The sequence below is a fragment of the Rheinheimera hassiensis genome, assembly GCF_022436675.1.
GTDB classification, from domain to species: Bacteria; Pseudomonadota; Gammaproteobacteria; order Enterobacterales; family Alteromonadaceae; genus Alishewanella; species Alishewanella hassiensis.
The window spans coordinates 550,952-571,501 of the sequence record NZ_JAKUJZ010000002.1 but is presented as its reverse complement, the minus strand read 5'-3'; the positions used below and the strand labels follow the sequence as shown (position 1 = coordinate 571,501).

Genomic DNA, 20,550 nt, shown 5'->3' with positions numbered 1-20,550 from the left:
ACACTTACTGCGGATAATACCAGAGTCGGCCATCTTTAATAGGCGTTTGTGCAGGTAAAAGCGGATTATCCAGCTTTATTATTTGCCGCTTATCCAGTTTTAGCTCTGCCAGATGATTGGCAAAAAACTGATAAAAAAGCTGATCAAAAGTGCCATCGGCAACCATTTTACGCAGTCCGTTTTCAATATCCTTTGCCAGTTGCTCGTTAGCAGAATTAACAAAGAAATAGCTGGCAGTAGGATAATAAAGCACCCAGTTTTGCTCTGTCATTATATTACGCTCTGTAAGCAGTGCGGCTTCATCAGCAATTTCCAGCGCGTTGCGTGGCACTGCATCCACCCGGCCTTTTTCCAGCATGGAGAATAAATTGTCATAGCCGGCTGCGCCAATTACCGAAAAGCCGTTAAGCTGCAGTACTTTTGCATCTACCCAGTCATGGCCCTGCGCATACACCAGACGGCGGATTTGCTCTGGTTTAGCACTGGCTGAAAATTTAGCCTGCTGATCGTTGCGTATCAGCATAATACGATAACCGCTAAGTCCTTTAAAAATGGGAATGCGAATAGGCTGCAAATCCAGTTCGCGCTCAACAGACGTCATCGTCCACAGTACATCCAGCTCGGCCTGCTCTTTTAAAAACACTATACTGCGTGATTTAGACATACGCTCAGACGAGCTTTGCAGCTGATACTGCCGCTCCGATTGTGCCAATGCCTGTTCCAGTAAGGCTAACGGATAAACAGACCGCGGGTCTTCAACGTGCGCAATCGCAGGATAACGCACTAACTCCGCAGCACCGCTAGCCGTAAACAGGCAAAAATAAAGTAAAATTATACGTATCACTATTTTTCACCGAATAACTGTGCCATGTTATCACTGAAGTATTATCTAATTTGCTGAAAACAGTCAGCTTAAACCTGATATTTACTTTATAAAAATACAGAACAACAGCCTGATTAAGAGAGAAGACAGGAGATAAACATGAATAAAATTCTGGGTTTAGCAATTTTAGTCGCCGGTGTCATTTTATTATACTTTGGTTACACCGAATACAATTCCGCCGCGTCTCAGGTAACTGAGGTAGTAACAGGTAACCCAACAGACAACTCTATTTGGTTTCTGGTGGGGGGGGCCATAGCTGCCATTGTAGGTCTGGGTGTTTTGCTGAAGAAATAACCGTTTAACATGCATAAAGGCCGCAATGCGGCCTTTATTTATCTGGTTACAGAGGATTATTATTCGTCTTCTTTACCCCAGCTGTCACGCAGCCCTACGGTACGGTTAAACACCAGCTTGTCAGCACTGCTGTCTTTATTATCTGCGCAGTAATAACCTTCACGTTCAAACTGATAAGCCTGTTCAGCTTTAGCTGTTTGTAATGACGGCTCAACCAAACCTTGTTTAATCACTAACGACTGCGCATTAATCACCTGCAGGAAGTCTTCCTCTGCTGCAGGGTTGGCCACGCTGAATAAACGATCATAAACGCGGAACTCGGCTGGCACTGCGTGTTTAGCTTCTACCCAATGAATTACGCCACGCACTTTACGGCCATCTGCCGGGTTTTCACCCAGTGTTTCCGGTAAATAGCTGCATTTTAATTCAACAATATTACCTTCGCTGTCTTTTACCACTTCATCGGCGTGGATCACATAAGCATTGCGTAAACGCACATCGCCATTAAGTACTAAACGCTTGTACTTTTTGTTCGCCTCTTCGCGAAAATCGGCGCGGTCGATATACACCACCGGCCCAAACGGCAGTTTACGGCTGCCCATGCTGTCATCTTTCGGATGATTTGGCGCCTCAACCCATTGCACGCCATCGGCAGGAAAGTTAGTAATTGTAACCTTAAGCGGATCAAGTACAGCCATGGCACGCGGTGCAGTTGCATCTAAATCTTCGCGGATACATGCTTCCAGCGCGCTCATTTCAATGACATTGTCTTGCTTGGTCACACCAATGCGTTTAGCAAACTCTCGAATAGCCGATGCGGTATAACCACGGCGGCGCAAACCGGCAATGGTTGGCATACGCGGGTCGTCCCAACCGGATACAACCTGTTTTTCTACCAGCGTTTGCAGTTTACGCTTACTCATTACCGCAAATTCCAGATTTAAGCGTGAGAACTCAATCTGCTGTGGGTGGCAGGCAATAGTAATGTTACCCAAAATCCAGTCATACAAACGGCGGTTATCCTGAAATTCCAGCGTACACAGCGAGTGCGTAACCCCCTCCAGTGCATCAGAAATACAGTGGGTGAAGTCGTACATCGGGTAAATGCACCACTTGTCACCGGTTTGATGGTGATGGGCAAACTTAACACGGTAAATAACCGGATCGCGCATAACCATAAAGCTGGATGTCATATCAATTTTGGCGCGCAGCGAACACTCGCCTTCTTTAAAACCACCTGCACGCATTTTTTCAAACAGCGCCAGGTTTTCCGCCGGGCTGGTATCGCGCGTTGGGCTGGGTTTACCCGGTTGGGTTAAATTGCCACGGTACTCACGCATTTGTTCGCCATTTAAAAAGCAAACATAGGCCAGGCCTTTGTTAATTAATTCAACCGCATAACCATACAGAGCGTCAAAGTAATCTGAAGAATAACGTACAGCGCCATCCCACTGAAAGCCCAGCCAGTTCACGTCGCGCGAAATAGAGTTAACAAACTCGACGTTTTCTTTTTCCGGGTTGGTATCATCAAACCGCAGGTTACATTTACCCTGGTAATCCTGAGCAATACCAAAGTTCAGGCAGATAGATTTAGCATGGCCAATGTGTAAGTAACCATTAGGCTCAGGCGGAAAACGGGTTTGCACAGCACTGTGTTTGCCGGAGGCTAAATCAGTATCAATAATCTGCCGAATAAAATTAGTTGGGCGATGTTCTACGTCCGCCATAAAATTCAAATCCCTATCTGAAAAACCAGCGCGGCTGCACTGGCTAAAGTTACTGAAATATGGCGGCATTATAACAGCAGAAATGCTTCTGACTACCGCCAGGCGGGGCTAATTATTCTGGCTGAATAAAAATACCGGCGGGTATGGTCTCAGAGCATAAAAATCCCACCACAGATTAGTTTGCTGGCAATTTATCTGGACATAGTGCCGTGCTGACATTTTTTTTCTCGCGGTATAAATAGGATGGTAATTGCACCAGCGCCAACGCTTTATCTTTATTTGCCTGCGGCACAGCATGTCTGCTTAAACTAAGTTTTTGCTGTCCTGGCTGATACCTTGCTTCAACACTGTTTCCATCAGGCTTGAGGATCACCAGTTTGTCGCTCTGCATCAGAGCAAAGTAATCCTCAAACTGCAATAATGCGCGGCCGGGGCTGATATTATCCAGAGTAAAGTCCCGTCCTGTCATGGTATGGCAACTGGATATACCCATCATAGATAATAAGGTGGGTGCTAAATCAATCTGACTGGCAAGGGTTTTCAGCAGTTCTGGCTTTGTATCCGCACCTAAAATCAGCCCTGGAATATGGAACTTTTCGACCGGGATCAGGTTGTCGCCGTACACTCTGTTGTCATGATCGGCCACTATTAAAAACAAGGTATCTTGCCAATAGTCGCTTTGTTTTGCCTTTTGGAAAAACTGCCCCATGGCCCAGTCGGCATATTTCACCGCGTTATTGGCGGTATCTTTGGGCTCTTCATATAACTCAATACGGCCATCAGGAAACTCAAAAGGCTCATGATTGCTGGAGGTGAAAATCAGGCTAAAAAATGGCTTATCCTGCTGATGCAAAGCCGTTAATTGTTGGTGCGCAGCAGTAAATACATCCTCATCACTGGCGCCCCAGCTGCCGGTAAACACAGGGTTTTGCATCTGGCTTTGATCGACAATCTGATCCATACCATTGCCGGTAAAAAAACTGCGCATATTGTCAAAATGCGCTTCACCGCCATAAACGAACTGAGTCTGATAGCCCTGCGCTTTGAGAATAGAAGCAAGCGTAGTGAAATGCTGCTGGCTATTGGATAACTTCACTGTGCTTTGCGCTGGTGTCGGCGGAAAACCAGCCACTACAGCTTCAATACCACGCACCGAGCGGGTACCTGTGGCATACAAATTCTCAAACCAGATGCCCTGCTGCTTTAATTTTTCAAGCTCCGGCGTGACCGCTAAACCACCTAAAGATTGTACAAAAGTAGCCCCCAGACTTTCCTGCATTACGATCACCAAATTCAGTGGTTTCTCACGCTTAATCACCGCCTGTTGCCAATGTGCTGTTGGGTATTGTGGATTGTTAAATTGGTAAGATTTTAACCAGGGCCAGTCCAGACTCTGCTTCAGCATTTGTTCTGTCGGCAATTTGCCATAGATTTGACTGGAGCGCGCTTCATGCTTTAAATTGTACAAAGCATAAAGTACTGAATAAGCTGAACTTAATACCAGCGAATTGACCATGGAGTCCGATGTGATAGCAAACATCGCCGGATTAGCAGGCCTATGGTCTGTGGTGGAACGAATACCGGCAAATAACAACAGCAAAGCCAGACACCACAGCCCAAGTGTTTTTTCCAAAGACCAGCTTTGAAGCGTGCATTTCCCAGAGCGAAATATCCGCCGCATCAACCAGGTTAAGAGCAGAGTGGCGACCAGACCAAAAACTAAAGGCCAACGAAAACCAAACCATAAAGTCGACAACACTTCTTTGGGGTACTTCAGGTACTCGACAAAAAGCCGGTTTGGCCGCACATCGTACTGCAAAATAAAAGCCGGCGTCGCCAGCTCCATAAACACCAGCAGCACTAACGCCAGCAGGCACCACAGATAGCTGAATTGAAACCAGACTTTATTCAGTCCCCGCACTGAAGCCAGCGGGATCAACAGTACTGGCAACACCAAAAACAATGACACCACAATAATATCGGCGCGTATCCCCTGGACTAAGACATCAAACAGCAATGCCGTGCCTTCCACTCTGTCGAATTGCCACAACACCAGTGCCAGCCTGCTTAAACTCAACAGCACCAACCCAAGTACCGCAGTACGGATCAAGTAACGATAAGGACCTAAGCAAAACAAATTGGCAAGAAAGGAGGATTTTTCGACGCTAACAACAGACATAAAGAGGCCTCTGTTTTTAATTGAGGCCAGCATAGAAGTGGATACTTAAGACAAACTTAAGACTTAACTATGAAGTCGGAAGCACTTTTTGAAGGTCCTGACTTGTGGATAGTCAGGTGTTCACTGACTTGTCCACTACAACTTTCTTGCTAAACAAAGTCATCACCCAAACGTAAAACACCGGCACCAGTACAACGCCCAATATAGTAGCGCTGACCATACCGCCCATCACACTGCTGCCCAGAGCTTGCTGACTTGCTGCACCAGGACCTGTTGCAACAGTCAACGGCAGTACCCCAAGCATAAAAGCGACGGAGGTCATCACTATAGGTCTGAATCTCATACGCGCTGCCTGCAACACAGCTTGAGCATAGGTAAGCCCCTGATGATGCAGCTCTTTGGCAAACTCTATGATCAGAATAGCGTTTTTGGCTGATAAACCAATAATAGTGATTAAGCCTACTTTAAAATATACGTTGTTGCTCAGCTCCAACACTGCGACAGCTAATACAGAACCAAGCGCCCCAACCGGAACTATCAACAGCACAGAAAGTGGGATAGACCAGCTTTCATACAAAGCCACCAGAACTAAAAACACCACCAGAATAGATAGACTGATCAAAAGAGAGACCTGAGAGCCTGACAATTTCTCCTGATAAGACAAGCCAGTCCACTCATAACCTACACCTTGTGGCAAGGCCGAGATGATTTGTTCCATTTCCTTCATGGCCTCACCACTGCTGGCACCAGGTTTCGCATCTCCGGAGATGCTAAATGACGGATAGCCATTGTAACGGGACAGCTGCACAGGTGTATTTGTCCACTCAAGGCTGGCGAAAGAGCTGACAGGGACCTGATTGCCATTACGGGATGGCACGTGTAGTTGCAGCAGACTCTGTGGAGTCATACGTTGCTCACTCTGCGCCTGAACCACCACTCTTTGCAGCCTGCCTTGATTGTTAAAATCGTTCAGCATGGCTGAGCCAAAAGCTGTTGATACCGCATCACTGATCGCATTAAAAGACACCCCCATAGCATCAGCTTTGGCTCTGTCCACAGCAAGTTGCAGTGTAGGAGCATCCTGCAACCCTTCCATCATGGCATAGGCAACTGAAGGAGACTGATTGGCTTTGGTTAACACTGTATCCAGTGCCAACTGCATTTGTTCGCGACCTACTCCGGTTCTGTCCAGCAGACGTAAGGAAAAACCGCCCGAACTGCCTAATCCCTCTATTGCTGGAGGCGCCATAGCCATCACAGCAGCATCCTTAAAGTTGGCAAAATGGGCATTTAACAGCTCAGTTTCAGCGGCAACAGACTGCTGCTCAGAGCGCTCTGACCAGTCTTTCAAATCCGGAAACAAAATAGCTGCATTTTCCCCGGTTCCGGAGAAACTAAAGCCCATCACTGAGGTGACCCACTTCATGCTGTCACGACTGCTTAAATAGTCTTCGACCTGAGCCACAGCCTTTTCGGTGCGGCCAAAGGTTGCGCCTGCAGGAAGCTGAACATCCACCATCAGTGAGCCCTGATCTTCTTCAGGCACAAAAGACGCAGGTACTGTACGATAAGCGTAAACTAAAACAACAATCAACAGGCTATAAAGCAACATAGAGCGACCAGCCCGCTGGATCAGGCGCTGGTTAACCTTGCAGTAACCAGAAGTCAGTTCGGCGAAATACCTGTTAAACCAGCCAAAAAAACCTGATTTGTTCAGGTGCATAGCACCATCTACTGGTTTTAACAAACTGGCACAAAGCGCTGGTGTTAAGCTGAGGGCCAAAAAACCCGACAGTAGAATAGACACAGCCAGAGCCATAGAAAACTGCTGATAAATAACGCCGACTGAACCACTCATAAAGGCCAAAGGTAAAAATACCGCGCTAAGCACCAGCGTGATCCCCACTATGGCACCTGACACCTGCTTCATGGCCTTTTGCGTCGCTTGCTTAGGCGTCAGGCCCTCCTCCATCATCAGGCGATCGACGTTTTCAACCACCACTATGGCATCGTCCACAAGAATACCTATGGCCAGTACCATACCAAACATCGTCATCATATTGACGGAAAAGCCCAGCAGGTACATCACCGCAAAGGTCCCCATCAGACAAACCGGTACCACCAGTATTGGGATCAGCGTATAACGCAGGTTTTGCAAAAACAGTAACATCACAAGAAAAACCAGAGCTATGGCTTCCAGTAAGGTGTACACCACTTTTTCAATAGCAGCTTTGACAAACCTTGAGGTGTCATAAGGCACTGATATTTCCATATCGGACGGCAGATACTGACTCAACTGATCTAATCTGGCTTTGACTGCATCTACTGTACGGATAGCGTTGGCACCTGGCGCCAACTGAATGGCAGCTATGACCGCATTTTTACCATTCAGACGAGTATTAAAATTGTAATCTTGCATGCCAATTTCAATACGAGCCACGTCTTTGAGGTAAAGCGCGGCACCATTGGCTGTGGTTCTGAGCAGGATCTGGCCAAAGTCTTCCACTGTTTTAAGCGTGCCATCAAGCACTATAGATGCACTGACTTCCTGCTCTGTGTTGCCAGGACTGCTGCCAAAGCTTCCGGCAGGCACCTGAATATTTTGAGTCCGGATAGCACTACTGACATCCTCAACAGACAAACCGTAGGACACCAGCTTTTGTGTATCCAGCCACACTCGCATTGCGGCTTCTGAGGAGAAAAATTGCAGCTTTCCTACGCCCTCCACCCTACGTATTTCTTTATTAAGCGAACGGGTGGCAAACTCAGACAAGGCCACCATGGATTTAGAACCATCATCCTCTTTGTAACTCAGAGCGTAAAACATCAGAAAACCAGCACTGGACTCCTCCACTTGCAAGCCTTGCTGAGTCACAGCGGCAGGTAACCTTGATTCGGCTTTTTTCAGGCTGTTCTGCACTTCCATCTGAGCGACAGCAACAGAGGTTCCGGGTTTGAAGGTAACTGTAATGTCTGAAGAACCGGAAGAACCACTGGACGACTCAAAATAAAGCATATCTTTGATGCCATTGAGCTCTTCTTCTATCACAGAGGTAACAGACTCAACCATCACCTCGGCAGAAGCACCAGGGTAAGTTGCAGTCACAATAATTTGCGGTGGCGCGACCACAGGAAACTGAGCAACAGGCAGATAAGGCAAGGCGAACAGTCCTGCCATGCTAATAAAAATGGCCACTACCCAGGCAAATTTAGGGCGGGATATAAAAAATTCAGACATATTTTTTATCTCAGTGTGAAACAGAAATGGAAGGCGCAGTAGCAGCTGCGTGCTTAACATCATCAGCCAGCTGCACCTGAACTTTATCTCCAGATTGTAGCTGTGAGGTGGCGCTGGTCAGCACAATATCGCCTGCAGCAAGACCTGCAGTGATCTGCCAATCCTTCCCTACCATCACGCCAGTGCTGACTTCCCTGGGTTCAGCTTCACCTTTATTGTTCTGTACCCACACCCATTGCTGACCCTGATGATCCCGGCTCAAAGCGCGCTGTGGTATTAGAATAGCATCTGGCACAAAACCAAGTCGGGTCCGGACTTTGACATACATGCCGGGTAACAACTGCTGATCTTTGTTGGCAAATTCTGCTCTGAGCGTTAAAGTTCCGGTGTTTTGATCCACCTGACTTTCGGCGAATAATACCTGTCCCTGCTGAGCTGGCTGCCCTGCGTTATCCAGAATGTTCAGTTGATTGACCACCTGGCCATAACCTTGCTTTAAGCTGTGCTGGCGTTGCATTTCACTGCCTGAGGATAAATTCATGTCGACATACACAGGGTCCAGCTGATGAATGACGGCAAGTTGAGTCGCCTCATTCTGCCCCACTAAAGCGCCTTCACTGACTAAAGCTCTGCCGATGCGCCCTGCAATAGGAGCTGTAACTCTGGTGTAGCTAAGATTGAGTTTGGCATTGTCTACATCCGCCTGAGCAGCCTGAACTGCAGCTGCTGCGCTGAGCAGGTTAGTTTTTGCGTTATCAAATTGATGCTGACTTACTGTGGCGGTGGCCAGTAGTGGCTTATATCGCCTCAGCAGATCGTCGGCTTCTTGCTGGGCCGCTTTGGCTTTTGCAAGTTCAGCTTGAGCCTTTGCCAGCGCCACTTTCATAGGGGCAGGATCGAGCTGGAATAAAACCTGACCAGCACTGACCAGACTTCCTTCGGCAAATTCACGTTTGAGCACTATGCCAGCAACACGGGCACGCACTTCGGCCTGCCGAACGGCAGCAACTCGTCCCGGCAAATCTTCGGTGATGTCCAGTGGCGCCTTTGTCGCCACCATGGCATCAACGGTTTTAACCACAGTGTCAGCTTCAACCACAGGCTCTGGTGCACAGCCAATCAGGATCATGGCCAAAGTAATAGCCAGCAGATTCTTACCCTTACCCATCACCACTACCTCATTTAGCAAGCTTAATTTGAATGAGCGCACGATACCACCAAGAATCAAATGAATCAACATAGATTCATTTGATTCTTTTAAAAAGCAAAAGTATAGTGATCCATAGTGTTTAACCGCGTAGAATGCTCCAGGCAGTTTTGTTGATATGGATAAGATGATGATAAAAAGTGAAGCTACAGATCCCTTGTTGTTGGCTGTTGCTATGGCCATGGTGGACAACCCCAGAGCCTCTTTGCAGGAGTTGGCCAAAGCTGTTGGCGTCAGCAAAGCCACTTTGTATCGGATGTGCCCTACCCGCGACAAAATAATTGAACGGCTGTTTTCTGAATCCGTTCGCCAGTTTGATTTGGCTATTGCCGCTGCTGAACTGGAAACAGCACCGGTTTTACAGGCATTCCGGGCGCTGATTGAAGGCCATTTGTGTCACAAAGAGCTATTTGTTTTTGTCTCTAATACCTGGGAGCCACAACTGTTAGAAACATCAGACTCTGAACATCGCTGGGTAGAGTTTGAGGCCATTTTTGACAAATTTTTTTTACGGGGCCAACAGGAAGGTTTTTTCCGTGTTGATATCAGCGCAGCGGCATTATCTGAGTTGATGATAGGTATGTTATCCGCTTTGGTAAACTCTGAGCGCTCGGGTCGGATCGCTCCCAGAGACATGCTGGATACAATGGAAAAAATGTTTTTAACCGGTGCTCAACGGCTATGAGGCCGACCAGCAGCCATGTATCTGCTTCATTTGTACTATCAAAACTCATATTCCAGCGCAAAGCGCAAAGTACGATCAACAGTATCATTATCAATCGCCATAATCACCGCGAACTCCCATTTCAGCTGTTTTTGCTTATCAAACTTATGCACGCCCATTAAACTTGGTCCGGCGCCTTTGTAATTTTCTCCGACATATAATTCTATAGCGGGTTGCACTGCGGGTAACAAACGATAGCGGTATTGCGCCCTGAACTCCCCTTCCCATTCAGTTTCAATGGTTTTACCCCATTCGTACACTGCCAGCGCATTGAGCGTCAGACTGGTGGGGCCAAATTCTTTCTCCATTAACAGCCCGGTAGTAAATTCAAAGTTGTCCTGATTGTTCTGCCGCTCAAGTTCAAACAGCAGGCCCCAGTCGGCGCTATACTGGCCTTGCTCTGTCAGCATCCAGCGCAATTCGAGTTCGTAGCCAGACAGCTTATAATCTTCAGGACTTACTCTGTCTGCTATCAGATAAATTTCCAGTGCGGCGCGCTCTGCTACCGAAAAACCATAACCCAGCTTTTGCCCCATAGTGTTGTTGTCGGGGTGATCAGCCTGACGCTGATAAAAGTAGCGATATTCAACACTGCGCTCAAGCGCCTGTACATAAGGGTGATATACCTTGTCTACTACCCTGCCATCGGCCAGGCTATGCCCGCTTACCAGCAACATCAAAGCGCCACAGGCTGCATAAAGCACTGAAGGAGAAAACCTCATTGCGCACTCCTTATGTTATTTTTCAGGTTACGGCTACACCAGAGTAATAACCCCAGGCCGGCAATATATATAAGGCCTTGTGATAAAACCGGAGTGGCTTCATACCCCAGTAAAGCCTGCAAAAAGAAACCTAATTCAGACTGCTCCGGCAGCCATTGTTCGGTTTGCCATAATTGCGGGCCTGCGGGCAGCCAGTCGGATTGAATAAGCAACGCTGAAGCCATCATTAACTGACGTACGCCCAGTAGCGACAGCAGCAACCGGTAACTGAGCATACGCCATTGTTTTAGCTCGGTTAGCAGGTAATACCACAGCACGGCAATACTGCTGCCAATGCCTACACCTAAGGCCATACCCAAAAGTAAAGCCGATGGGTCGGTATTGCCCTGAGTGGGCAACCAGATATACAGCAGTAAATTGCTGCCATTGATACTGAGCAAACAGGCACAGGCAAAGGCCGACAACAACATTGCTGCATTACGCTTAGCTGCGGCAACACACAATAGCGCAAAGCAACCGGTGTATAGCAGGCTGTACAATAACTCCAGCCCGAAGCCATCAAGTTGCTCAGAGATCCAAAGCATATTGCTGCTAAAAAGTGTCAGCATCAGGATGGCTGGCAAAGAAAACAGCAGAATAAAACGCCGCCAATGGTTTCTGTGCCATACCAGTAAGGTAGCCAGCAGTAAAAATAACGGCAACAACTCGCGTAAAAACATCAGCACGGTATTAATTAGCATTGTCAGCCCTACGCTGTTGCCACTGCGCTTCGGGTAGCGCTATCAGCACCCCCTGGGCACTGTCGGGGTTATATTCACCAAAAAAATGGTAGCGGCCCGGTTGCAGTGGCCCTATAAACAAAGTGGCTTTGCCATTGCCTAAAATGACCTTCTCACGGTTTAAGCTAAAGCTTTCAAATTCCTCTGGTGATGGGTCCTGGTTTAACACCAGCAGCTTTATTTTTTCACCTGCCGGCACATAAAGCACCGACGGATGAAACAAGTGATCTTTAATCTGCAATTCAAATAGCGCTTGTTCTGCCTGCACAGGTAAAGCCAGACTTATCAATGCAAGATGTTGCCAGGGTATTCCCTTTATCCTGTTTATTTTCACAAAGGCAGTTCCACTGTCACTTTTAAGCCGCTGGCAGAATCTGCGGCGCCAAGGCGCACCTGCCCCTGATGCAAATTAACGATATCGCGCACTATAGCCAAACCTAAACCAGAACCCAAAGTACCCGATTGATGCCTGTCGCCACCTACCCGGTAGAAACGATCAAATACTCTGCTGTACTCTTCTGGCTGTATACCCGGGCCGTTATCCTGCACTATCAGTACTGCTTTTCCTGCCTGGGTCAGTAACTCCAGTTGGATAGCGCCACCGCCCTGGGTATATTTACTGGCGTTCCCCACCAGGTTACTGACTAACAACCGTAACGCAAAAGCATCCCCTTTTAGCGACAAGTGCTCCAGCCCCAAAAGCTCAATCTGTTGCTGCTTTTTCTCAATCTGTGGGTACCAGTCGGCAACCACCTGACGGCATAAACCGGCTAAATCCAGTTGTTCTGTACGAGCCTGAAAATGCTCAGGGTTAGTGCGGTTTAACAGCATAATTTGTTCTATCAGGGCACTCATACGCTCAACACCGGCCTGTAACGCCAGCATAGAATCTTGCGGATCAGCTATACCCGATTGCTGCCATTGTTGTGAGGCATTATGTAAGTTCACCTGCAATACACTCAACGGTGTGCGCAGCTCATGCGCAACATCAGAGGCAAAGCGTTTTTCCCGTTCAAAAGCATCTGCTAACCTGGCAAATAACAGATTGGTGGTTTTCAGCATCTGGTCTAATTCAGCAGGTACCTGCTCCAGCTCTACTGGTGTTAAATCATTGGCCTTTTTTGAAGCCAACTGAGCCGAAAAGCGTTTAATTGGCGACAATGCTTTGCTTACCACCAGCCAAATCAGTAATGCCTGTAGCGGCAGGCTAAGTACCACAGGGTATATAGAGGCGGTAATCACTTCGTCGGCCAGTTGCTGGCGTTGCTGCAGTGGCTGGGCCACTATCACAGTTAGCAGGGCTGTTGGCGTCTGGCGAAACACCCGCCATCTTTTGCCAGCAAAATTATGCTCGGTAAAGCCCGCACTTTCTGCCATAGCTGTGTCAGGTGCTAGTGGGCTGCGATACACCAGTTGATTGTTTTGCCAAACCTGCAGTGCCAGCCCCAGCTCCTGCTGCGAGCCAGCTTGATACTGCTGTGCCAAACTCGACGCCAGCACTTGTAAATCCTGATCAAACAACGCCTCTGCCCTGCCGGCACTTTGCCTGTAGCTTTGTAAAGCGGCTAAAAAACTGATCAAAGTAAAAAGCGCAATAAGGACAGTAACTAAATAGCGGCGAAGTGATCTCATAGCACGGTCATACCATACTCACGCTGTAGCCCACACCGCGTAAGGTTTTAATAAAGTCTTTCGGCAGCTTTTTGCGTAAATTGGAAATATGCACTTCCAGAGCATTGCTGGCCACTTCCTCTCCCCAGGCATACAGGCTGGCTTCCAGCTGTTCGCGGGTTTTTATCCGACCGGCGGATTCCATGAGTTCTTTGAGCAACATAAACTCACGACGCGACAAACCTACAACGTCACCCTCTACCCGTACCTGATGCGCGCTAGTATCAAGCTCTACCTGCTGCAGTTTAATTAAATGTGTGGCCGCTGTGCCAAGGCGGCGCTCGATCACCCGTAAACGGGCGAAAAGCTCCGGCATTGCAAAAGGTTTTACCAGGTAATCATCAGCACCTAAATCCAGGCCTCGAATACGATCATCTATACCATCACGGGCAGTAAGCACTAAAACCGGCAAATTACCTTCTCTTTGCCGGCTTTGTTTAAGCAAATCCAGGCCATCCATATCAGGCAGGCCCAGATCGAGGATCACCGCGTCGCAATCTTTGGCTTTAATACTGCTTAAGGCATGTTTACCTGTGCTGACATGGTTAACCACAAACCCCTGGGCAGATAATGCCAGCAGCAAGCCTTTGGCTAAATCTAAATCATCCTCTACCAGTAACAGTCTCATTGCCTCTCCAGCATTAGTGCCTGACGCTGCCGTTTAACGTTTTAGTTTTTTTACCACTTTTGCTTCCAGTGCAGCAAGCTCCTGCAACCGGCCTGTATCGGCAGTTTCACGCTGGGGGCGCGGCCCGGCCTGCTTAGCTTTGTCAATGTAGCTCATGGCTGCTTTATAGTCGCGCTTTTGCGTTAAAAATTCTGCATAAAAATAATTAGGATCAATACCTTGTGGGTTAATAGTTAAAGCCTTTTCTAACATCAGCTTTGCGGTTTTATCACTACCAAAACCAATGGGCCAACCGGGCACCTTGTAATACAACACACCTAAGCTGGTGTAGGCCGAACCTTGCAGCGCCTGGCTATCAAGTTGCAGTGCCGCTTCCAGATCAGTTTTTGAACCTTCAGCCAGCGACATAGCACCCAAACCACCTTTAGCACCGGCATAGCTGGATTTAATAATGCCACGCCAAATTAGTGCTTCGGCTTTGTCAGGGTTGGCCTCCACCACAGCATCAGCCTGCTCCAGCAGAGCCGCAAACGCCGCTTCTTTTTGCTCTTCATTTGTGCCGTAATTTACCTCTGCCCAGCGATCCTGCAAGGGTTTAATATCCTGAAGTACATCGGCATAAGCCGATGCCGCCATCAATGTTGAAGTTAGTAATAAAGCCGGCATAAAAACCAATAATCGCAATGTTTTGCTTAATGTGTTCATATTTACCTCGTTAGTGGTTTTTGCCCACTGCAAATAATTCAATCAGTGTTAATTTACTTTTTAAAGCCATATCGACCAGCGCCGGGAACACCGCGTTCAGGCGCACAAAAATACGCTCGGGCCAGCCAAGGAAACGGCGCAGTTCATTGGACTTCAGCTGTTTAATTAACTGCTCTGCCACCCAGGCCGGGCTATCCATGCTATTGCCAAGTTGTTGATTCAGTTGTACTACATCACTGGAGTTAATACTGGTTTCTGTGGCTCTTGGCGCAAAATATTTCACTTGTATGCCACTGTCGGCCAGTTCACGTTGTAAAGCTTCAGTAAAACCACGTAAACCAAACTTGGTGGCGCAATAGCCGGTAAAGCCGGGGTGACCGATGCTGCCAAAGGCGGAGCCCACGTTAACTATCTGGCCCTTACGCTGGCGTAAAACCGGTAAAAACAGCTGACACAGCTGCATGGGGACCAGTAAATTAATATTAATCAGATCATTGAACTGTTGTTGCTGGCATAAACCAAATTGGCTGATACCGGCATTATTGATCAGCACATCTATACCGCCCTGCTGCTGGCAAAACTGCAGCAAAGCGTGTTGCTCTGTCACACGGGTTAAGTCGCAGCAATACACCAGGGTTTCAACCGCCAACTGGCGTTGTAACGCTTTGAGTTTTACGGCTGAGCGCCCGGTCAGAATAAGCCTGGCTCCCGCAGCGCTTAACTGCCCGGCCACTTCAGAGCCTATACCGCCGGTTGCACCAGTCAGCAGAACCGTTTTACCCGCTAAAAAGCTCATGCCACACACTCCTCTGCCTGCGTTTTTTTTCTCAGACCATGAGGCTGTTCAAGGCTACGAAACACGTCACCGTATAAGTGAAAAAAGCGTTTGGCGCTGTGAATAATCAGTGCCTGCTCAGCCGGTTCGGTGATTTTATTCATCAGGCTTTCAAAGAACTTGATATGGTCCTGATCTAAAGCACCATGTGAGTTCAGATAACTAAAGGCACGCCGTGGTAGCTGTAAAGTAGCGGCAATTTTGCCGGCGGCCTGTTCTGCTAATGCGATGGATGTCCCCTCCAGTACCAGTACCATGCCAAAAAAACACAACGGGTTAACCCGACGCACCGAGTCATAGGCGTAAGATACCATCAGCTCAGTAGCAAAGGCTGGTGTGCTGGTGCGGGCCTGCTCTTTGTCATAACCACAGGCGGCTATGTCATTTAGCACCCACTCCTGATGGCCCAGCTCTTCTTCGATGTATTCTGCCACCGCTTCGCGTAACCATTCTTTCGACTCTGGCAGCAGAGCTCCCACCGACATTAACAGAGGTACTGTATGTTTAACGTGGTGATATGCCTGATTTAAAAAAGCCACATAATGATCCAGCGTAAAGTCGCCGGCAAAAGTGCGGCGGATCATCGGAGCGTCCAGCAAATAAGCCCGCTCTGCTTGCGTTGCGTTAACCAACGTTTGATAAAAACTCATAGGACTCTCCAATTGCTGTAGTAGGTACAAATAAATCATGAATTTGACGTTGGTATTTTTTAACCACCTCAGCACGGCGCGGCAGGCCATTGGCTGTTAGGGTGCCATCTGCCACAGATAAAGGCTGGGTTAGCAGGTGATAAGCTTTTATTTGCGCATAATCTGGTAGTTGCTGGTTCACCTGCTGCAGATAGGCTGGCAACAACGCTGCCGACTTGGGATCAGCAAGATATAAAAGTGCCGCACAGTAAGGCTTGGCATCACCAACCAACACCGCCTGGCGAATTAAACCGCTTTGTGTAAGCAAGGCTTCAGGCCATTCCGGTGAAATATTTCGGCCCAGGCTGGAAATAAGTAAGTTTTTACGCCGCCCCAGAATGCGTAACTGCCCTTTTGCATCCAGTTCGCCTAAATCACCGGTAAAAACCTTATTGCCAGCAGAGGCAGCATCGCCCAAATAGCCCAAAAAAGGTTGGTTTACGACAATTTCGCCATCGATAATTTCGATATCACGATGCGCTAACGGCAAACCGACTAATTCGAGTTCCAAGGCGGTACTTTGCCGGGCATCAAAACTTGATAGCGCGACCACAGATGCACATTCACTTAAGCCATAGCCCTGGAACACGGGCAATCCAAGCCGTGACGCCTGCAGCAATAACGCAACAGAAACATGAGCACCTCCTACAGCGATAAATTGCAGTGACGACGGAGCTTGCCAGCCCTGAGTTCTCGCCATCACCAGCAGTTGCAGTAATTCCGGTACTAAAATCAGACTTTTGGGTGCTACGCTAGTTATAAGCTGAAGTAAAGCCTGTGGGCTAACCAGCTGGCTCCCGTTAAAACCGCGCATTAAATCCGGTGCTATCAGCACCTCGCCACCCGCTAACAATGGCGCATAAATACCTGCGATGTTTTCCAATAGCGTACTTAAAGGCAATAAACACAGGTGTTTAGGTGAATGTTGTTTAATACGTTCAATAAGGCTGTGCGCCACATCAAGCTGGCTTTTTGCCGATAAACACACACCTTTTGGCTGTCCGGTTGAACCTGAAGTAAAGGTGATTTTTTGACAACCCGGTGTAATAGCTGCACCAGAGCCGGCTAATTCACGGCGATACATTAATAAATCACCGACTTGTTCCAACAGGGTAAATTCGGCTGTCAGTTGCTCAGTATCTGAAATATAAATATCTGGCTGCAACTGCGACATCACGTGCGTCAGTTGGCTACCAGTCAAATAAGTTGGCAGTGGCACCAATAATAAATCTGCATCCAGACAGGCTAAATCTAGCAGCGCCCACTGCGCTGAGCTATTGGCAGCCAACGCAATACGCCGCGCACCATAGCCTGATAATAGTTCCTGCCAAAAGCGCATCTGTTTTTTGATCTGGGCTTGCGGGTAACTTATCTCCGTTGCCAGATCGCGCAGCATAGCCGTGGCGGGTAATTCAATACGCATTAGCAGTCTCCTGCCGGCAAGCGGGCAACCAACTGATGTAACTGCGGCCAGTGCTGATGCGCTAAAGCCGTGAGCTTCTCTTCGCGATGAATAAGCCGGGTCACGGCGGCTAAATCCATCACGCACACTTTTGGATTGGTGTCGTAGTAGGTTCCCCAACTCGCCGCCTGTTCACCTAAAGCATCCGCTTTTGCCTCAGCCAATTCGGTCAGCTCAATGCCATGGCGGCTTAAAATACCGCGTACCTGTGTCGTGGCGGCACATAATAAATAGCGGTAATTTAACTGGTCCAGCGCATAAGCCATCAGTACGAAGAGTTGTAATAAGCTTTGCCGGTTTGACGCATACAAATGGCCGATTTCTATCAACTGGTGACGCTCAGCAGACAAACCGTGAGTGGCAAGTAATTGCTCTACGGCATCAGGCAAGTATTGCTCAATAAACAACGGCGTTTTAGCAGCACTGCGCAACCCCAATACGGCCTGCCACTGCCCATTGCGGCTTACACCTAATAAATTAGGCATAAAATGCTGCACGTTAGCCTGATAGTTAGTAGCAAAACCTTGTTGAATAAATTGCTGCAATGAACTGCGTTGTGGCTGATCAGGTAACACTAACTGTAAGCAACTTTCGCCGGGCTCAGTTACGACGTTGTTGACGCTTGTACTACCGCTGAGTTTGGCGCTGTGCATAAGACTGGTCATAACGGGCTCCTGTTTTACCGTTACAACCAGTCTGGAGGAGAATACTTAAAGTAGTCTTAAGAGAAGTTCCGGCAGGAGATTTATTTTATATCGTTGATTCAGCACAGCCATAAAGCAATTTTTCAACTGCAGTGATACAGCCCTCAAAACGCTGATAATAGTCCGGCGCATCTATCATGCAAAAGCGGCTGACATCAAAACCATAGCTCTGATACAGCGCCATCAGTTGGTCAAAGCTCAATTCACGGGTGGCCTGCTCGCCCAGCTCACGCATACCATCGGCGACCCATGGCACAGTGGGTTTAAGCGCTATCACCAGGTCGTACTTGGTTGGATCGATAAAACTTTCTATCCGGCTTGCCACCTGGCCTAAAAATACCTGACTGAAAAACGCCGTAACCACGGCATCGGTATCAAAAAAGCACACCTTGTTGGCGCTGCGCAAGGCGGTTAAATCCTGCTCATACTGCAAATGCGTTATACGATTAAAATCTTCCAGATCAAATAAGTCGCCATTGCCGCCGACAACATCGTGCTGATAGTCACGGCCCAGCTCTTCCGACCAGGAGGTGCAATACACTTTGGCCAGTTTGCGCGTTAGTGTGGTTTTACCGCAAGACTCCGGCCCGGTGATCAGTACCTTACGGGCGAAAAACGGCCTGGCAGAGCCGGCGATATAGTCCCAGTGCAAATACGGGTGATTACGAATTTCTGTGCCGCTTATGGGCCACTGAGTACGCTGTGGGTCTAGTACTTTATACTCAATGCCAGGAAAATATCGATTGTGGCCGTCACGATAACTTTCTTCACCGCCATAAATCACACTAAAAGGCTCAGGCACGGTGTGTTTAAGCTGCATGGCGTAAGCGCCCCAGCCTTGTGGAAAAGGTGTCATTGCATCTTCATTTTGCAGCAGTACTTCGATACCCAGCCCTTGTAACTCCTGAGATAACCAGCGCTGGCGCAGTACGCCGCTGATATAAGCAATACCGGCACTTTTACACAGTTGCCCATCTTCAACCGTACGCTCACTGATCACCACATACAATTTATCACACAGGGCATGCGCGCGAAGTATCGCGGTAATATGACCGCGGTGCGGTGGTAAAAACTTGCCGGGGAAAACACCCACTTTCATCGGTTTAATCCAAGTGTAATCTTAAAACTGAACCGTACACTGAATTGTAATAAAACACCATGCTAGTGCTTAAAACAAAAAACCCGCTACATAAGCGGGTTTTTATAAGCTAAATCAACAACCTGTTACCAGCCAGTCAATTCTTTCAGTGCTTTACCGATATCGGCTAAGCTTTTCACGGTTTTAACACCGGCGTCTTCCAGTGCAGCGAACTTCTCGTCAGCTGTACCTTTACCACCAGAGATGATAGCTCCTGCGTGGCCCATGCGCTTACCAGCTGGTGCAGTAACACCGGCGATGTAAGACACAACTGGCTTAGTCACGTGTTGCTTGATGTAAGCAGCCGCTTCTTCTTCAGCTGAACCACCAATTTCACCGATCATTACGATGGCTTCAGTTTGTGGATCGTCCTGGAATAATTTCAGGATGTCGATGAAGTTAGAACCTGGAATTGGGTCGCCACCAATACCTACACAGGTAGACTGGCCGAAACCGTAATCGGTAGTTTGTTTTACTGCTTCATAGGTCAGAGTACCTGAACGTGAAACAATACCTACTTTACCTGGTAAGTGAATGTGGCCTGGCATAATACCAATTTTACATTCGCCTGGCGTGATCACGCCCGGGCAGTTAGGGCCAATTAAGCGTACGCCTAATTCGTCACAACGTACTTTAGCGTCCAGCATATCCAGTGTAGGAATGCCTTCAGTGATACAAACGATCAGCTTGATGCCACCATTTGCCGCTTCCAGGATAGAATCTTTACAAAAAGCAGCTGGTACGTAAATTACTGATGCTTCTGCACCAGTTGCTTCTACTGCTTCTTTAACTGTATTGAATACTGGTAAACCTAAGTGAGTTTGACCGCCTTTACCCGGAGTCACACCACCAACCATTTTAGTGCCATAAGCAATGGCTTGTTCAGAGTGGAAAGTACCCTGAGCACCCGTGAAGCCCTGACAAATTACTTTGGTATCTTTATTAATTAAAACGCTCATTGATAA

The 20,550-nt window shown here is 48.0% G+C and carries 19 protein-coding genes; 2 read left to right on the top strand and 17 right to left on the bottom strand.

Translation table 11 applies throughout. The features are described from left to right. Positions 1-4: 4 nt before the first annotated feature. On the bottom strand, positions 5-844 hold the full coding sequence (locus tag MJX74_RS21875; protein WP_240221518.1) for a transporter substrate-binding domain-containing protein: 840 nt from the start codon (positions 842-844) through the stop codon (positions 5-7). A gap of 138 nt (positions 845-982) precedes the next feature. On the opposite strand from MJX74_RS21875, the gene MJX74_RS05465 reads away from it, so the two are divergent. Beyond that, positions 983-1,177 (top strand): DUF3185 family protein, encoded by a 195-nt coding sequence (locus MJX74_RS05465; RefSeq protein ID WP_068231502.1) that lies wholly within the window; start codon positions 983-985, stop codon positions 1,175-1,177. A 59-nt stretch (positions 1,178-1,236) separates the two neighbouring features. Here the strand turns inward: MJX74_RS05465 and glnS are convergent, their stop codons facing one another. The 4 genes from glnS to MJX74_RS05445 all read right to left on the bottom strand — a co-directional run bounded on the left by glnS (position 1,237) and on the right by MJX74_RS05445 (position 9,711). Beyond that, positions 1,237-2,904 (bottom strand): glutamine--tRNA ligase, encoded by a 1,668-nt coding sequence (gene glnS, locus MJX74_RS05460; protein WP_240221517.1) that lies wholly within the window; start codon positions 2,902-2,904, stop codon positions 1,237-1,239. A gap of 175 nt (positions 2,905-3,079) precedes the next feature. Next, positions 3,080-5,083: an LTA synthase family protein gene (locus tag MJX74_RS05455; protein ID WP_240221516.1), complete on the bottom strand. Its 2,004-nt coding sequence runs from the start codon at positions 5,081-5,083 to the stop codon at positions 3,080-3,082. Positions 5,084-5,195: 112 nt separating this feature from the next. Continuing rightward, complete coding sequence (locus tag MJX74_RS05450) at positions 5,196-8,321, bottom strand: multidrug efflux RND transporter permease subunit (RefSeq protein WP_240221515.1); 3,126 nt, start codon at positions 8,319-8,321, stop codon at positions 5,196-5,198. A gap of 10 nt (positions 8,322-8,331) precedes the next feature. Beyond that, complete coding sequence (locus MJX74_RS05445) at positions 8,332-9,711, bottom strand: efflux RND transporter periplasmic adaptor subunit (RefSeq protein WP_240221514.1); 1,380 nt, start codon at positions 9,709-9,711, stop codon at positions 8,332-8,334. Here MJX74_RS05445 and MJX74_RS05440 point away from each other — a divergent pair. Beyond that, a complete protein-coding gene (locus MJX74_RS05440; protein ID WP_240221512.1) occupies positions 9,704-10,213 on the top strand; it encodes a TetR/AcrR family transcriptional regulator in 510 nt (169 codons plus the stop codon). The genes MJX74_RS05445 and MJX74_RS05440 overlap by 8 nt on opposite strands. A 38-nt stretch (positions 10,214-10,251) precedes the next feature. On the opposite strand, the gene MJX74_RS05435 is transcribed toward MJX74_RS05440, so the two are convergent. The 12 genes from MJX74_RS05435 to sucD all read right to left on the bottom strand — a co-directional run bounded on the left by MJX74_RS05435 (position 10,252) and on the right by sucD (position 20,544). After that, positions 10,252-10,974 (bottom strand): hypothetical protein, encoded by a 723-nt coding sequence (locus MJX74_RS05435; RefSeq protein ID WP_240221510.1) that lies wholly within the window; start codon positions 10,972-10,974, stop codon positions 10,252-10,254. After that, the gene (locus tag MJX74_RS05430) at positions 10,971-11,714 is read right to left on the bottom strand and encodes a hypothetical protein (protein ID WP_240221508.1); all 744 of its coding nucleotides are present in this window, start codon (positions 11,712-11,714) and stop codon (positions 10,971-10,973) included. The genes MJX74_RS05435 and MJX74_RS05430 overlap by 4 nt, the downstream gene beginning before the upstream one ends. Beyond that, positions 11,704-12,087, bottom strand: coding sequence for a cupredoxin domain-containing protein (locus MJX74_RS05425; protein WP_240221507.1), 384 nt, complete (start codon positions 12,085-12,087; stop codon positions 11,704-11,706). Before MJX74_RS05425 ends, MJX74_RS05430 begins: the two co-directional genes overlap by 11 nt. Then, entirely contained in the window at positions 12,084-13,385 is a 1,302-nt protein-coding gene (locus tag MJX74_RS05420) for an ATP-binding protein (RefSeq protein ID WP_240221506.1), read from the bottom strand. Before MJX74_RS05420 ends, MJX74_RS05425 begins: the two co-directional genes overlap by 4 nt. 7 nt (positions 13,386-13,392) lie before the next feature. Further along, positions 13,393-14,052, bottom strand: a complete 660-nt coding sequence (locus MJX74_RS05415) for a response regulator (protein WP_240221505.1) — start codon at positions 14,050-14,052, stop codon at positions 13,393-13,395. A 33-nt stretch (positions 14,053-14,085) separates the two neighbouring features. After that, on the bottom strand, positions 14,086-14,757 hold the full coding sequence (locus MJX74_RS05410; protein ID WP_240221504.1) for a tetratricopeptide repeat protein: 672 nt from the start codon (positions 14,755-14,757) through the stop codon (positions 14,086-14,088). Positions 14,758-14,767: 10 nt separating this feature from the next. Then, on the bottom strand, positions 14,768-15,553 hold the full coding sequence (locus MJX74_RS05405; protein ID WP_240221502.1) for an SDR family oxidoreductase: 786 nt from the start codon (positions 15,551-15,553) through the stop codon (positions 14,768-14,770). After that, a complete protein-coding gene (locus tag MJX74_RS05400; protein WP_240221500.1) occupies positions 15,550-16,242 on the bottom strand; it encodes an iron-containing redox enzyme family protein in 693 nt (230 codons plus the stop codon). Before MJX74_RS05400 ends, MJX74_RS05405 begins: the two co-directional genes overlap by 4 nt. Beyond that, a complete protein-coding gene (locus MJX74_RS05395; RefSeq protein WP_240221498.1) occupies positions 16,217-17,704 on the bottom strand; it encodes an AMP-binding protein in 1,488 nt (495 codons plus the stop codon). Before MJX74_RS05395 ends, MJX74_RS05400 begins: the two co-directional genes overlap by 26 nt. Further along, positions 17,704-18,408, bottom strand: a complete 705-nt coding sequence (locus MJX74_RS05390; RefSeq protein WP_240221496.1) for a thermostable hemolysin — start codon at positions 18,406-18,408, stop codon at positions 17,704-17,706. The genes MJX74_RS05395 and MJX74_RS05390 overlap by 1 nt, the downstream gene beginning before the upstream one ends. Before the next feature lie 85 nt (positions 18,409-18,493). Next, positions 18,494-19,546 (bottom strand): multifunctional transcriptional regulator/nicotinamide-nucleotide adenylyltransferase/ribosylnicotinamide kinase NadR, encoded by a 1,053-nt coding sequence (gene nadR, locus MJX74_RS05385; protein WP_240221494.1) that lies wholly within the window; start codon positions 19,544-19,546, stop codon positions 18,494-18,496. Positions 19,547-19,671: 125 nt separating this feature from the next. Then, entirely contained in the window at positions 19,672-20,544 is an 873-nt protein-coding gene (gene sucD / locus MJX74_RS05380; protein ID WP_008899439.1) for a succinate--CoA ligase subunit alpha, read from the bottom strand. Positions 20,545-20,550: the final 6 nt, after the last annotated feature.